This is a genomic window from Paenibacillus nitricinens (assembly GCF_052056485.1).
Taxonomy (GTDB): Bacteria; Bacillota; Bacilli; order Paenibacillales; family Paenibacillaceae; genus Paenibacillus_AQ; species Paenibacillus_AQ nitricinens.
The window spans coordinates 3325576-3339696 of record NZ_CP183948.1 but is presented as its reverse complement, the minus strand read 5'-3'; the positions used below and the strand labels follow the sequence as shown (position 1 = coordinate 3339696).

Annotated in this window: 11 protein-coding genes; 5 read left to right on the top strand and 6 right to left on the bottom strand. The window is 42.0% G+C overall.

The features are described 5' to 3' along the window. Positions 1–27 precede the first annotated feature (27 nt). From araA to ACN6KS_RS14750, 3 genes are read right to left on the bottom strand one after another with little or no spacing between them, the layout of a single operon-like run. On the bottom strand, positions 28–1452 hold the full coding sequence (gene araA / locus ACN6KS_RS14760) for an L-arabinose isomerase (RefSeq protein ID WP_094874954.1): 1425 nt from the start codon (positions 1450–1452) through the stop codon (positions 28–30). 32 nt (positions 1453–1484) lie between these two features. Further along, entirely contained in the window at positions 1485–2180 is a 696-nt protein-coding gene (locus tag ACN6KS_RS14755; RefSeq protein WP_440962325.1) for an L-ribulose-5-phosphate 4-epimerase, read from the bottom strand. Between the two features lie 16 nt (positions 2181–2196). Beyond that, on the bottom strand, positions 2197–3804 hold the full coding sequence (locus tag ACN6KS_RS14750; RefSeq protein ID WP_440962324.1) for a xylulokinase: 1608 nt from the start codon (positions 3802–3804) through the stop codon (positions 2197–2199). 262 nt (positions 3805–4066) lie between these two features. Between ACN6KS_RS14750 and ACN6KS_RS14745 the strand changes: the two genes are divergently transcribed. Continuing rightward, entirely contained in the window at positions 4067–5149 is a 1083-nt protein-coding gene (locus tag ACN6KS_RS14745) for a GntR family transcriptional regulator (protein ID WP_440962323.1), read from the top strand. Between the two features lie 97 nt (positions 5150–5246). Here ACN6KS_RS14745 and ACN6KS_RS14740 read toward each other — a convergent pair whose 3' ends face one another. The 3 genes from ACN6KS_RS14740 to ACN6KS_RS14730 form a co-directional block, all read right to left on the bottom strand. Further along, positions 5247–6350: a polysaccharide deacetylase family protein gene (locus tag ACN6KS_RS14740; protein WP_440962322.1), complete on the bottom strand. Its 1104-nt coding sequence runs from the start codon at positions 6348–6350 to the stop codon at positions 5247–5249. 379 nt (positions 6351–6729) lie between these two features. Further along, complete coding sequence (locus ACN6KS_RS14735; RefSeq protein ID WP_440962321.1) at positions 6730–7563, bottom strand: formylglycine-generating enzyme family protein; 834 nt, start codon at positions 7561–7563, stop codon at positions 6730–6732. A gap of 151 nt (positions 7564–7714) precedes the next feature. Further along, complete coding sequence (locus tag ACN6KS_RS14730) at positions 7715–8350, bottom strand: glycoside hydrolase family 11 protein (RefSeq protein ID WP_094868771.1); 636 nt, start codon at positions 8348–8350, stop codon at positions 7715–7717. Positions 8351–8750: 400 nt separating this feature from the next. Here ACN6KS_RS14730 and ACN6KS_RS14725 point away from each other — a divergent pair, with 400 nt between their 5' ends. The 4 genes from ACN6KS_RS14725 to ACN6KS_RS14710 all read left to right on the top strand — a co-directional run bounded on the left by ACN6KS_RS14725 (position 8751) and on the right by ACN6KS_RS14710 (position 14083). Continuing rightward, positions 8751–10538, top strand: a complete 1788-nt coding sequence (locus tag ACN6KS_RS14725) for a cache domain-containing sensor histidine kinase (protein WP_440962320.1) — start codon at positions 8751–8753, stop codon at positions 10536–10538. After that, on the top strand, positions 10531–12090 hold the full coding sequence (locus ACN6KS_RS14720) for a response regulator transcription factor (RefSeq protein WP_440962319.1): 1560 nt from the start codon (positions 10531–10533) through the stop codon (positions 12088–12090). Before ACN6KS_RS14725 ends, ACN6KS_RS14720 begins: the two co-directional genes overlap by 8 nt. A 124-nt stretch (positions 12091–12214) precedes the next feature. Further along, positions 12215–13171, top strand: a complete 957-nt coding sequence (locus tag ACN6KS_RS14715; RefSeq protein ID WP_094868768.1) for an ABC transporter permease — start codon at positions 12215–12217, stop codon at positions 13169–13171. Positions 13172–13180: 9 nt separating this feature from the next. Then, entirely contained in the window at positions 13181–14083 is a 903-nt protein-coding gene (locus ACN6KS_RS14710; protein ID WP_094868767.1) for a carbohydrate ABC transporter permease, read from the top strand. The last annotated feature ends 38 nt before the right edge of the window (positions 14084–14121 follow it).

Genomic DNA, 14121 nt, shown 5'->3' with positions numbered 1-14121 from the left:
CCTATTAATCGTAATAAAGCTTTGCTATTATTTAATAACTACATATTCCAAGTTAACAAGTTTTGCGTAAGCAATAATTTGGTCTGTTGTAAGTGTTAATGATACAACGGTGTGATGACCGCCACCATTTTCGATCCATGCTTTAACCCCGTCTTGGAAGTTTGGTTTAACATTCCAAAGGACACGAGCTACTGGAAGGTTTGGAGCTGGAACAGTTGGTTCAAAAGCAGTAACTTCATTGATCAAAAGTTTGTAATGAGTACCGAAGTCAGCCATGGAAACTACGACACCGTCTCCTGCTTTACCATCAAATACTAAACGTGCTGGATCGTCTTTACCACCAATACCTAGCGGTGATACGATGATTTTTGGTTTGTTGCTTGCCAAAGTAGGGTCTACTTCAAGCATGTGGGATTGAAGGATCGATTCTTGTCCAACCGTCAATTCATATGTGTAATCTTCCATAAAGCCGGTGGATTGATTATGACTCATCACTTTAAGCAAACGATCAAGTGCTGCAGTCTTCCAATCGCCTTCCCCAGCAAAACCATAGCCTTGTGCCATTAGACGTTGAACAGCAAGTCCAGGAAGTTGTTTCATGCCATGCAAATCTTCGAAGTTTGACGTGAAGGCATTATAACCACCTTGGTCTAGGAAACGTTTAATAGCGATTTCATAGCTTGCTTGAACTCTTACGCTAGCTTCCCAAGCTTCTTTGCTGTTAGTACCATAATCAAACTCATACAGCTCCGCATATTCAGCGAACAAAGCATCGATTTCTTCTTCTTTAACATCATTAATAATTTGCACTAGATCGCCAATACCAAAATAGTCCACAGTCCATCCAAATTGAATTTGGGCTTCAACCTTATCTCCTTCGGTTACGCCAACGTTACGCATGTTATCACCAAAGCGAGCGACTTTGATATTGAAGCTTTCATTATAAGCAACCGCTACGTCCATCCATTCTGCAATTTGCTTTTGGACTTCAGGACGTTCCCAGTAACCTACTACCACTTTGTTTTGTTTGTTCAACCGTGCATTTATGAAACCATATTCACGGTCACCATGTGCCGCTTGGTTTAGATTCATGAAGTCCATATCAATTGTTGCCCAAGGAATACTTTCATTATATTGCGTAGCTAGATGAAGCAAAGGCTTTTGCAGCATCTTAGTTCCGCGGATCCACATTTTTGCAGGTGAGAACGTATGCATCCAAGTGATGACACCGGCAACTTCGTCACGGTAGTTAACTTCTTTCATGATGTTGGTGATTTTATCTGCGCTGACAGCCAAATCCTGCAATACTAGTGGGTAAGGCAAAACTCCGCTTTTATTCAAAGCATCTGTCATCGTTTGTGCGTGTGCTTTAACTTCAGCCAATGCTTCTTCCCCATAAAGATGTTGCGAACCTACGACAAACCAAAATTCTTTTGCTACCGCTGTTGACATATTCATCCTCTTTTCGTCATTTTGTAGTTTTATTATTTTTGTCCGTAATAAGCGCCTTTTCCATGTTTGCGCAAGTAATGTTTATCTAGAATACGTTGTGGCAATTCCTCTGCAAAATGGTTCAGTTCTCTTGCATATAAATTCATTTTGGATACTTCATCCAAAACTACGCTGTTCATTACCGCCGATTTCGCATCTTTTCCCCATGTAAAGGGTCCGTGGCCTTTTAACAAAACACCAGGAACCGCCATAATATCTATCCCGCGCTGTTCAAAAGTCTCGATGATGACATTACCCGTTTCCGCTTCGTAACCACGATCGACTTCTTCTTGCGTCAAGAAACGCGCACAAGGAATGGAACCATAGAAGGTATCTGCATGCGTCGTTCCCATGACAGGAACATCTAGTCCTGCTTGAGCCCAGATGGTCGCCCAAGTAGAATGCGTGTGCACGATTCCGCCGATTTCAGAGTAATGCTTATAAAGCACTGCGTGAGTAGGTGTATCAGATGAAGGCCTCATATCCCCTTCAACCACATTCCCATCGAGATCAACAACAACCATGTCGCTGGCTTTCATTGTTTCATAGTCTACACCACTAGGTTTGATTACGAATAATCCACTTTCACGATCAATCGCACTTACATTTCCCCATGTATACTTAATAAGTCCTTGTTTCGGCAATTCCAGATTGGCTTGAAAAACCTCTTCTTTAAGTTGTTCTAACATCTTGCCACCTCCATTTTCACACTAAATTGTCAACAGCGGACTGCTCGATCGCCAGACCCTTTTTATAACGTTCGATAAAGGTTTCAAATCCTTTAATGTCGGTTTCCTCTGGATGAATTTCTTCACCCTTAACATCTTTGAACACTTTTTGATCGAGGAAGTCTTCTAAACTTTCTTCCTGATTGTTATTCATCATGTAAGCGGCCAGAATAGCCATTCCCCATGCACCGCCTTCACCGGCAGTCGACATTACGGATACAGGAACATTCATTGAAGCTGCCATTATTTTTTGACCCACTACCGGAGTCTTAAATAAGCCGCCGTGGCCTAAAATACTATCAATGGCTACATTCTCTTCCTTCGTCAAAATGTCCATTCCAATTTTCAAAGCACCAAAGGCGCTGAATAGATGTGTACGCATAAAGTTGGACAGATTGAATTTGCTCTCCGGCGAGCGGACAAATAGCGGACGACCTTGTTCTAACCCAGTAATATTCTCTCCTGAGAGATAACCATAGCTTAGTAAGCCTCCGGCATCAGGATCTGCATCCAAAGCTTTATTTAAAAGCACGTTGTACAATTTATTTGCATCCACTTTGTGTCCCATGGCTTCATAGAACTCGCGGAATAACCCGAGCCAGGCGTTGAGGTCACTTGAACAGTTATTCGCATGAACCATGCCCACTGGACTTCCGTTCGGAGTAGTAACCATATCGATTTCCGGATAAACTTTGGAAAGTTCTTTTTCTAACACAATCATGGCAAAAACAGAGGTTCCTACAGAGACATTTCCGGTGCGTTTTCTTACGCTATTCGTTGCCACCATCCCGGTTCCGGCATCTCCTTCTGGAGGACTGAGCGGAATGCCTGCCTGTAAATGTAACAATGGATCTAGAATTTTAGCTCCCGCTTCGGTTAATACACCTGCTTGCTCCCCTGCAACATACACCTTAGGAAACAGATCACTGGTCTTCCACGGATAACCTTTGCTTGCAACAAGCTCATCGAACTGCTGTATCATCGATTCATTATAATTTCGTGTGGATTCATCAATAGGGAACATGCCCGAAGCATCCCCAACACCAAGTGCTTTATTTCCAGTCAATAGCCAATGAATATATCCTGATAATGTCGTAACAAAACGGATCTGTGGCACATGTTCTTCTTTATTCAAAATCGCCTGATAAAGATGAGCAATGCTCCAGCGTTCTGGAATATTAAACCCAAACAGATCAGTCAATGCTTTGGCAGCCTTACCTGTTGTTGCATTACGCCAAGTCCGGAATGGAACAAGAAGTTCATTGTGCTCGTCGAAAGCCATGTATCCATGCATCATTGCAGAAAAACCGATTGAGCCAACCGTTTGAAGGGTGATTCCGTAATTTTGTGCAACTTCTTCCTTCATCTCGCGATATGCGTCTTGCAGACCTTTGATAATATCTTCCAAGTTGTACGTCCAAAAACCGTCCTTCAACTGATTTTCCCATTCGTAACTTCCAGAAGCGATCGTTTGAAAGCAATGATCAATAAGTACAACTTTGATGCGCGTGGACCCAAATTCAATACCAAGCGAAGTTTCTCCCTTATTAATCGCTTGTTCGATGCTTAATCGATTCGATATCACGTTTGTCACCTCTCTGAGAGCGCTTTTTTAAACGGTCATGATAAGAATTAACTTTCTTAATTGACAGATACAGTATAATTTTTTGTACGTACATTTGTCAATTAAATTGTTATATATACATACAAATGTGGAGATAATAATGATTTAACTGTATAAAAAAAGAGCCCCTTTCTATTTTTTTCGCAGTCATGCTATAATTTGTACATACAAATTCACCAAATACACGAATAACTTAGCGAACAAGTATGGAAAGAGGAATTACATGAAACCAAAGTATCAATTGATATTAGATGACATAAAAAGCAAAATCCTTTCGGGAGATTACAATGTTGGTGAACAAATCCCTACTGAGTCTGCTTTACAATCCATGTATGAAGTTAGCCGGCAGACTGTTCGAAAAGCAATTTTAGAACTTTCCAATGAAGGCTTCCTGCGAAGCGAAAAAGGATCTGGTACTTATGTTAGCAACCACTATCGTTCGAAGACCGGCGGAAGTTCCCATAAGAAGACAATCGGTGTAATTACGACCTATATCTCCGACTATATCTTTCCTTCCATTATCCGTGGGATCGAGAGTCGGCTAAATGAGGATAATTATTCTTTACTATTAGCTAGCACCAATAACGATGTTGCTCAAGAAAAAAAGGCGCTGGAAATGATGCTCTCCTACGGTGTAGATGGCTTAATTATTGAACCGACGAAAAGCAATCTATATAACCCCAATATTGCTTACTACCTCTCTTTTAAGGAACAGGATATTCCGATAGTAATGATTAATGCCTTTTATGAAGAAATAGAACTGCCGTACCTTTGTCTTGATGACGTGCAGTCCAGCTATTTGGCAACAAAAGAGTTGATAACCAAAGGCCACACCCAAATAGGACTCATTGCAAAAATGGATGATTTACAAGGAAAGTATCGGATGAAGGGGTATATTAAAGCGCTCGGAGAATCCAAATTACGATTTTATCCTGAGCAGATTTTTTCATTCAACACGGAGACAAAACAGACGTTATCTACAGACTTGAAGGATTTTCTGAATAAAAATAGAGATATGCTCACTGCTATTGTTTGTTATAACGACGAGGTTGGATTGGAAGTGGTCCATGCCTGCAGACAGCTGGAAATCACTATTCCGGAGGAATTATCGATTATTGGACAAGACAATTCTTATATTGCCAAAAACGCGAACATCAAACTAACCACCTTGACACACCCACAAGAAGCCATGGGACGAGATGCAGCAGATTGGGTCATTAAGAAACTACAAGGAAAAAAAGACCTGCCCAACAACACTTATTATCAGCCTGTGTTAATTGAAGGTGAGACCGTTGTTGAGAGATAGGTTACATTTGCAACCCACCAGTCATGGCTGGCGGGTTGCTTTTTTCATTTTGTCTCTACATTAAGCAGTCCGTCTCCAACTTCCATGTGTGGAATATTTACTGGATTTCCAGATAATCAAGGTAAGCATCCCATGTTCCGTTATCAGCTGTTACGACGAGCTGGATCTCTTGATTTCCGGTTCCATGACTGACATTGTTTAGCGTATAAACGGCTGGACTGCTTCCCCCGAAGTAAAAGGTACCCTTGGTTACTCCCCCGATTTTCAAATCGACCCTCGCCATAGTGGAGTTATTCGAAGCCCCGCGTAGTGAAAAATTATGGGTACCACTCGAGAAATTTTGTGTGTATTTCACTAAATCATTGTTGGCGTATAAAGCAACTCCGGAGAACGGTGAGCTTATATTGGCAGTATACTGACCACCTTTGGTCATGTTTTCAACTTCTATCTTTGTGCTTGTGCCAGGACTTGGTGTAGATGATGGCGTTGGTGTTGGAGTAGGTGTCGTACCTTCGCTATCAGGTGCGACTGCCCGGCCTGTGCTCGTCGAGATCATGCCAGAGCATAGACCGCGGTTCTTGAGATTCTGTGCAATCTGTGGAATCGCTTGAACCGTAGTTTGGTACTGATCGTGCATAAGGATCACGTCGCCATTTTGCATTGTACCTACAGCATTTACAATCTGAGCGGTACTGGCTCCATTCCAGTCCTGGGAGTCAACGTTCCATAACACTTCAGTGAGACCATTTTGGGCCTCAATGGACTTTAAAGTTGCGTTAGTCTCACCATATGGCGGACGAAACAACTTCGGAGCCGTGCCCGTTATAGACTGTAGTGTCGTTTGCGTGTTTGTAACCTCTGATGACATTTGTGAGGTGGTCAGTTGGGTCAAATGCGGATGAGACCAGGAATGATTCCCAATCCACATGCCTGCTGCCTTCTGCTGGTTTACTAGGGACGGATTATTTTGGGCATTCTGTCCAAGGTTGAAGAACGTTGCACGCAAGCCGTTTTGTTGTAGTGCATTAAGTAGTGTTACAGTGTTGTTAGGGTTCGGACCATCGTCATAGGTTAATGCTACATAGCCGTTCGAACAATCGGCCGCGAGAGCCTTGTCACCAGTCATCGTCAGTGAGCCTGTAAATAAGAATACGACTAGCGACGCAATGGCCGTCCATTTTATTACGTTGGCTCTAATCATCTTTCCATCCCTCCTAGCAACTTTACCTCTTCAAATCTTTCCATTAAATAAACGCATTCTCTTTGGTCTCATTTGCTTTCCTCCTCTTGGTTGTACTGCAACTAGTCTTACTAAGATGCTGTGCAACCCGTTTGATCAACCTCCTTTTTATTCCATATTTATAAATGTAAGCGGAAACAATTAAATTCTAACATTGTCCCAATTTTTTCATATGCATAAACTAAAGCTTATATCGTGAAAAGTTTAGATCTTTTGTAGTTGGAAATAAACGAAATTAAATAAGCTGCTTCCGGTTGAGTACCGGAAACAGCTTATTGGTAAGAACATTTTAATCACTGTCATGGAGTCCAAACTTAAAAGAAAATAACCTTCCCGCCGTTTACTCACCACGACACACACGAAAACCTTGATCAGGTCCCATGCCATTTGCCTCAAACTTGCCCTGAAAAGATATCTCGTTGTTTGTGATGTTGCCGATCCAACCACCACCCTTTACAACCCGGAAAGAACCGATATCACTTCCCATGTCCCCGTACCAGTTCCAACACCATTCCCTGACATTTCCAGACATATCATAAAGTCCTAACTCATTGGGCTTTTTGACACCGACGGATTTTGTTTTATTATTGTTGTTTTCAATGATAGGCCAGTTCCATTCACCCGTTAAGTATTTATCTCCAGCATTTTTCCAATACCAAGCTACTTCATCTGCATTATTGCTTCCACTGTATGTGTAACTCTTGCTTAATTGACCTCCACCTGCAGCATACTCCCACTCTGCTTCTGTCGGTAAGCGATAACCATTAGCTCCCACATTGATCGTTACGGTCCATTTTATAATATCATTATCGCTCTTATTATTTGTGTCTTTCTTATTCTTATCTATATTGTAATAGGGTTTTAAACCCTCTTTTATACTCCGCTTATTACAGTACTCAACAACGTCATACCAGCTAACCATTTCAACCGGCAAATTGTCGCCCTTGAATTCTGAAGGATTGCTTCCCATTACCTCGATCCATTCTTTTTGAGTTACCTCATATTTACCAATATAAAAGTTGGATAAGGTTTCACCATTGTAGTTGGATTTTGAGTTTATAAAAGTCCCTCCCTCTACAAATACATTGTCATTACTCGTTTCAGGCTTTTCTTGTGAGCAAGCGCTGATAACAACTACTGTTGCTATGAATAGGAAACTCAATAGTTTTCTCATTGATTTATCTCCTTTGAACGGATAGGAAAATAATAAGTCGTGACGATGATCTTAGTAGTATGTAAGTAATCTTTTGGAATAAATAAGGCCGCCGGTTGTGAGACCGGCAGTCCTTAGTACTTTCATCGATTAAGAGCCTGATGTTTATTGGTTACCACACGGTTACGTTAGAGCTCCCACTACTTTGATATCCCTCAGTAGCTAACACTTGGTAAGCCCAACTACTACCCAAATTCATTCCATAATTCTTCCATGCATTAACGTGGTTGCTAAAAGTGATAGCGGCATTGCTTCCCGTTGCTCTCTTCGACTGTCTTACACTCCAGAACTGTGTGAATGTTGCAGTGCCGTCAATGGAAGGTGCGTTGGTTCGCGTAGTGGTATAAATATCATAGGTGCCTCCATCACTGGTCACGGTGCCTTTAAATGTTCCAGTTGGTCTATAAGTGCCCCAGCTATCAACAACGTAATACTCTATGAGTGAGTTTCTCGTCCATCCATAGAGTGTCAAATATCCATTACCGGACGGAGCCCAGACGCCGGCATTGTAGTTTATTGTTCTTGTAGGTGATCCGGTATTCCAGCCCTTACCGACAACAAAATTCCCGGTATTCGACCATGTAACACTGTAATTACCACCTGATCCATTGGTAGCATTTACTGTTCCACCACCATCGGTCCAATTTTGCCAATAATCTGTCGCTGCATTTGTGGTTGCTGCGAACAGGCTAAAGCTCATAGTTGCTGCGAAGAATACAGTCAAGATTTTCTTATTCATCTTAAACATAATCTACCTCCTAAGATTTTTTTGACTACATACTACTTGACTGAACTCTAATATTCCAAGCAATCGTCTGAGGTTTACTTTGTTGTTTGGTGAGAATCCCGGTATCCCACATCCTTCCATTTATATAATTGTAAGCGATTTCAATTAGAATTTTATCATAGCTTACTTACATTTTATCTGTTCAAATTAAAGGTTTTACCCCAAAAAGTATTGTTCTTTTGTATTTGTAAATGGGGATATAAAGCAGTTGCTTACAAAAAGGGAAGATAGAGCCCCCCCATTTCAAAACTCCATAATAGAAGACAATAAATCCCTAAATGATCACATATAATGGAAGTTCGTTTAACGATATACTTTTATGTAAGCGTTAACATTCTGTTGCTGGAGGTGGCTCTTATTCGTGTATGCTCGTATCATCACCCTAGTGAATAATCTTAAACTCAGAACGAAGTTATTTCTGTCATTTGGCTGTGTTGTGCTTATTCCAGTCTTAATTGTAGGACTGTTCCTCACTATTGAACTACGGAATATGGCAATGGCTAATGCGCTGGAGCAGATTACCGCTAACGTGGATCGGGTGAAGAAACGGACAGGCGAAATGCTTAACGTTCCGATCGACATCGCTTACCGTCTATCAAATGACAGCCGACTTGAAGAGGTAGCTAATCATCATTATGAATCTGTCTATGATGTCGTGGAAGCTTACTGGAATTATCCTGATTTCCGTGATTTTGTCCGACTGTACAACGAAGTTTCCAGCATCCGCTTGTATATTGATAATCCAACGATTCTAGACAACTGGGAGTTTCTACAGACGAGCGAGAATGTTACACAAGAGCAATGGTACCAAACTGCGCTCAATCAAAGGGGACTGGTGTGCTGGAATTATATACGGGATAACCGTAATGGACGTTATTATCTAAGTCTAATCCGAAAGTTGAATTTTTTTAAGGAGAGAACCACAGGGGTCCTAGTTGTGAATGTAAATACGAATAAACTAAATGCTATCCTTAACCAGGAATCATTTGAAACGCTTATTATGGATGAGAACAACAATATTGTCGCCTCCAATCGGGTAGATACACAAGATAAATCACTGACGAACATTGACCTCATAACCCTATCTGATACAAGTCAAGGTCCCCACAATGTAACCATTGACGGTAAACCTTTCAAAATGGTGATCGATCACTGGCAGCCAGGCGGAAGCTTGAACAGCCTGCGTATCATTTCAATTTTTTCTGTTGCAAGCATTGTCGATGAGCCCAACCAAATTATTTTCCTAGCATCAATTGTAGTTCTTTCGGCATTGTTTATGGCTATTCTCTTAATTTATTATGTCTCGCGACTACTCACTGGAAGGATACTGCATCTTAGCAAGCATATTTCGAAGGTCGCTTCGGGTAATTTAGAAGCCACGCTTGTTATTGACGGCAAAGATGAAATCGGTCAGCTCGCCAGACAATTTAATCATATGGTACGGAACATTAATGAACTAATGAGTGAGGTTCAAGAATCCAACCGACAGAAAAATGCGATCCAGCTTAAGCAAAATGAGATTAAGTTCAAGATGATGGCCAGCCAGATCAACCCCCACTTTCTCTTCAATGCCCTGGAATCAATCCGAATGAAAACCCTAGTTAGGGGACAAGCGGATATTTCTCAAGTCGTTCGACTGCTAGGGAAAATGATGCGTAAAAACCTTGAGGTTGGCAATGGGATGATCAGTCTGCAAAGTGAGCTTGAAACCGTAAGCTGTTATCTAGTCATCCAAAAATTCCGTTATGATGACAGACTCACGTATGAGCTTCATGTGGACCCAAGGGCGAACCCTTTACAAATCCCTCCTTTGATTATTCAACCTCTGGTAGAGAATTGTGTCATCCACGGATTGGAGAATCGAATAGATGGCGGCATGATCCGTGTAGAAATCCGCTTAGAAGACCATTATTTAAAGGTTCAGGTATCTGACAATGGAGCCGGTATCTCAAAAGCGCGAATACAAGAAATTATCAAAATGCTAGATCATAATGATGACTATGAAACTAATAGTATTGGGATTCGCAATATTCATTTACGGCTCCAGCTGACCTACGGCCCGCAATTTGGGCTAACTTTAACAAGTCAAATCGGATTTGGAACGCAAATCAGCTTTGCAATCCCATTAAGGAGTGATTCATATGTATAGCGTGTTGATTGTCGATGATGAGCAGGCGATTCGTGAAGGACTTGTTGCTTTGCTAGACTGGGAGAGTCTTGGATATCAGGTCGTTGATTCCGCAGCGAACGCCTTAGAGGCAAAGCATAAATATGACCTTTACTCCCCTGATTTAATGATCGTAGATATCCGTATGCCCGGTAGAGATGGTCTAGAGCTTGTTGAAGAGCTGAGAGCTCTCGATCCTGAAATGCATATCATTATCCTCAGTGGCCATGCTGATTTCAGCTATGCCAAGCGTGCGATGTTTTTTGGAATTGATAACTATTTGCTCAAGCCGGTGGATGAAGCTGAATTGCAGTCATACTTAGAAAATCTGTCCATTGAGCTGCATGCGCGTATAACCCATCATAAGAAACAGGCTGCAGTTAAGGAATGGAGCCGGGAAATGCTGGTTCAATCCTTGCTATTGGATCGAAGCATGCAGACTTTACCCATATTGGAGGCAACCGTACGCGAAGCAGGACTCCTTTGGGATTCCTATCAGGTGGTCCTAATTCGGCTGCTACTTCAGGACAATTCAGACCACGGACCTTCAACGGTCATAAAGACAAGACTTACAAATAGTTTTGAAGAACATGGCTGGGGCATAGTATTGTTGCTAGATTCTTATTTGGGAGTTTTGCTGCAGCCCTCATTTCAGAAAGAGCTTGTACGTAAATTAATGGTCCAAAATATACAGGAAGTAGTATTTGAACATGGACTTGAATGTATCATCACTGCAGGTGATATGGTGAACAACTTGGAGGATATCTCCGTCTCCCACCTATCTGCTCTTACAAGGATGAAGGAGCATTTTTTCTACGATGAACCGGAGATGATTGGACCGGATTCCATAAAAATAAAGAAAGAGCTGATAGTTAGTCTAGAGGAAATAGAGAACAGGCTGGAGTCCGTTGTGGAACGAATATTTTTTTGTATGGATACTGGCAGCAGTGCGTTACTCTTTACCCTGATTCAAGAAGCTGGAGAGCTTATGATTACCGCCGATTATTCCGAGATGGGCGTGAAATCGCGTTATGTGCGTATTGTCTCTCATCTACTAAATAAACTCTCTCTTCAATATAAGGAGCAGAGTCCTCTCCACAACGACATGGATGAGCAAATTGAACAAATATATAAACATACCTCTCTGCCTCAATTGCAACGGTATACCACCACTCTTCTGGAGCATTATGCAAAAGATATTGCCCGTGACGATATGGAGGTCTTCCTAAAGCGGATGCTGGACCTCATCCATCGGCATTATAATGAGAATCTTAAGCTTGATACGCTTGCGGATGTATTCAGTTACAGTAGCGCTTATTTGGGGAAGCTTTTTAAGAACAGCACGGGGTATTCCTTTAACAGTTATCTGGATAAAGTCCGCATGGAAAAGGCCAAGGAGCTATTAATTCAAGGCTACAAAATCCATCAGGCCGCAAACGAAGTTGGCTTCAGCGATGTGGATTATTTCCGTGAAAAATTTAAAAAGCTTGAAGGTATCTCTCCCTCAGACTACCGCAGAAAGAACTTGATTTAATTTTACTTTTTCAGAAAACGCTTACGAAAATGACGGATTCCCCCCTGTTTTTTATATGAAATATTCGGGTGTTTCTTACACTTTCTATAGATTATGATTATGGCATATCGAAGGAGGGACACAAATGAAAGCGATTACCTCAAAAGCTCAATCTGAGCCGAAGAAGTCAACCTCACGCTTTTGGCCAACTTTTTTACAGCAAAAATACCTCTATATGATGGCCTTTCCATTTGTGCTCTGGGCATTTGTATTCAATTATTTGCCTTTATGGGGATGGACAATGGCTTTTCAGAAATACAAGCCCGGGAAATCCTTTTTCGAGCAAAAATGGGTCGGCTTACAGTACTTCAGAGAGCTTATTCAGGATGATCAATTCTTCAATGCACTTCGCAATACGCTCGCAATGAGCATCATGGGCCTATTGGCCGGATTCATCATTCCCATCCTCTTTGCCATCCTTCTGAACGAGTTGCGACTACAGTTTCTAAAACGGTTTGTGCAGACGGTCTCGTATCTCCCCCACTTCGTATCATGGGTGGTGGCTGCCGGGATTATTACCAAAATGCTCTCTACCGATAACGGTGCGGTAAACGACCTACTGCTGGGTCTTCATCTAATCAGTGAGCCTATTCAATTTATGGCTAAAGGTCATTTATTCTGGGGAATCGTCACGGCTTCGGACGTTTGGAAGGAAACCGGATGGAACACCATCATTTATCTTGCAGCCATCTCAGGCATTGGTCCAGAGCTTTATGAAGCAGCGCGGGTAGATGGTGCAAGTCGCTTGCAGCAAGTGCGAAACATTACACTTCCAGGTATCCAGACAACGATCATTATTTTGCTCATCATTTCCATCGGGCATTTAATTAGTATTGGGTTCGAGAAGCAGTTCCTGCTCGGTAACAACCTGGTGCGCGATTATTCTCAGACACTGGATTTGTACGCGCTGAACTATGGTCTGGGCATGGGTCGATTCTCCTTCGGTACGGCCATTAATATCTTTAATTCTGTAGTGAGCGTGATTCTGCTGTTTGTCGCCAACGGGATATTCAAAAAAATAACAAAGGAAAGCATCATATAGGAGGCCCTTATGCTAAGTAAAAAACTGGCCACCGTATCATGGTCGGACCGTATCTTCGATCTGGTAGTCTATATAGCGATCACTGTAGTGACCATAGTTACGCTATATCCTTTTCTGAATGTGTTGGCCATTTCCTTTAATGACTCCACAGATAGCATTAAGGGTGGAATCACGATCTATCCTCGCGTCTTCACTTTTAAGAACTATGAGACGATCTTTGCGTATTCTGGTCTGATGACCGGACTCAAAATCTCGATCTTGCGTACGGTGATTGGCACGATTCTTGGGTTGGTCAGTGCATCCATGTTAGCTTTCACTCTGAGTCGGGTAGACTTTCAAGCCCGAAAGTTCGTCTCTACATTTCTCGCGCTTACAATGTATGTCTCTGGGGGTCTCATCCCTGGTTACATCTTAATCAAGGATCTTCATATGATAGGAACCTTTAGTGTGTATGTCCTCCCCGGTCTTGTCAGTGCATTTAATGTATTTGTTATCCGTTCCTTTATCGATGGCTTGCCCTATGCGTTACAGGAATCCGCTAAGCTGGATGGGGCTAATGACTTCACAATTTATTGGCGGGTTATTCTTCCGTTGACCAAACCTGCGCTAGCAACTATCGCTCTCTTTTTAGCCGTTGGCCAATGGAATTCATGGCTGGATACTTATCTCTACAATGGTTCCAAGGATGCGTTGACTACCCTGCAATTCGAGCTTATGAAGGTCATACAGAGTACGACAACTAATGCGGACAATTTCCGAGGTCGCAATATGACGGAGGTTATGGCACAAATTTCTCCGGAATCCGTCAAAATGGCAATCACGATCGTAGTCACAGTGCCTATTCTAATCGTCTATCCATTTTTGCAGCGCTACTTTGTTAAAGGAATGACTTTGGGTTCAGTAAAGAGCTAATACGCTTAGGGTATCAGCAGGCTCAGCCTGTATACACA

What these genes read in the sequence shown, in the direction of transcription:
- araA (WP_094874954.1), bottom strand. Translation starts at nt 1,452, where the DNA reads ATGTCAACAGCGGTAGCAAAAGAATTTTGGTTTGTCGTAGGTTCGCAA.
- ACN6KS_RS14755 (WP_440962325.1), bottom strand. Translation starts at nt 2,180, where the DNA reads ATGTTAGAACAACTTAAAGAAGAGGTTTTTCAAGCCAATCTGGAATTG.
- ACN6KS_RS14745 (WP_440962323.1), top strand. Translation starts at nt 4,067, where the DNA reads ATGAAACCAAAGTATCAATTGATATTAGATGACATAAAAAGCAAAATC.
- ACN6KS_RS14740 (WP_440962322.1), bottom strand. Translation starts at nt 6,350, where the DNA reads ATGATTAGAGCCAACGTAATAAAATGGACGGCCATTGCGTCGCTAGTC.
- ACN6KS_RS14735 (WP_440962321.1), bottom strand. Translation starts at nt 7,563, where the DNA reads ATGAGAAAACTATTGAGTTTCCTATTCATAGCAACAGTAGTTGTTATC.
- ACN6KS_RS14730 (WP_094868771.1), bottom strand. Translation starts at nt 8,350, where the DNA reads ATGTTTAAGATGAATAAGAAAATCTTGACTGTATTCTTCGCAGCAACT.
- ACN6KS_RS14720 (WP_440962319.1), top strand. Translation starts at nt 10,531, where the DNA reads ATGTATAGCGTGTTGATTGTCGATGATGAGCAGGCGATTCGTGAAGGA.
- ACN6KS_RS14715 (WP_094868768.1), top strand. Translation starts at nt 12,215, where the DNA reads ATGAAAGCGATTACCTCAAAAGCTCAATCTGAGCCGAAGAAGTCAACC.
- ACN6KS_RS14710 (WP_094868767.1), top strand. Translation starts at nt 13,181, where the DNA reads ATGCTAAGTAAAAAACTGGCCACCGTATCATGGTCGGACCGTATCTTC.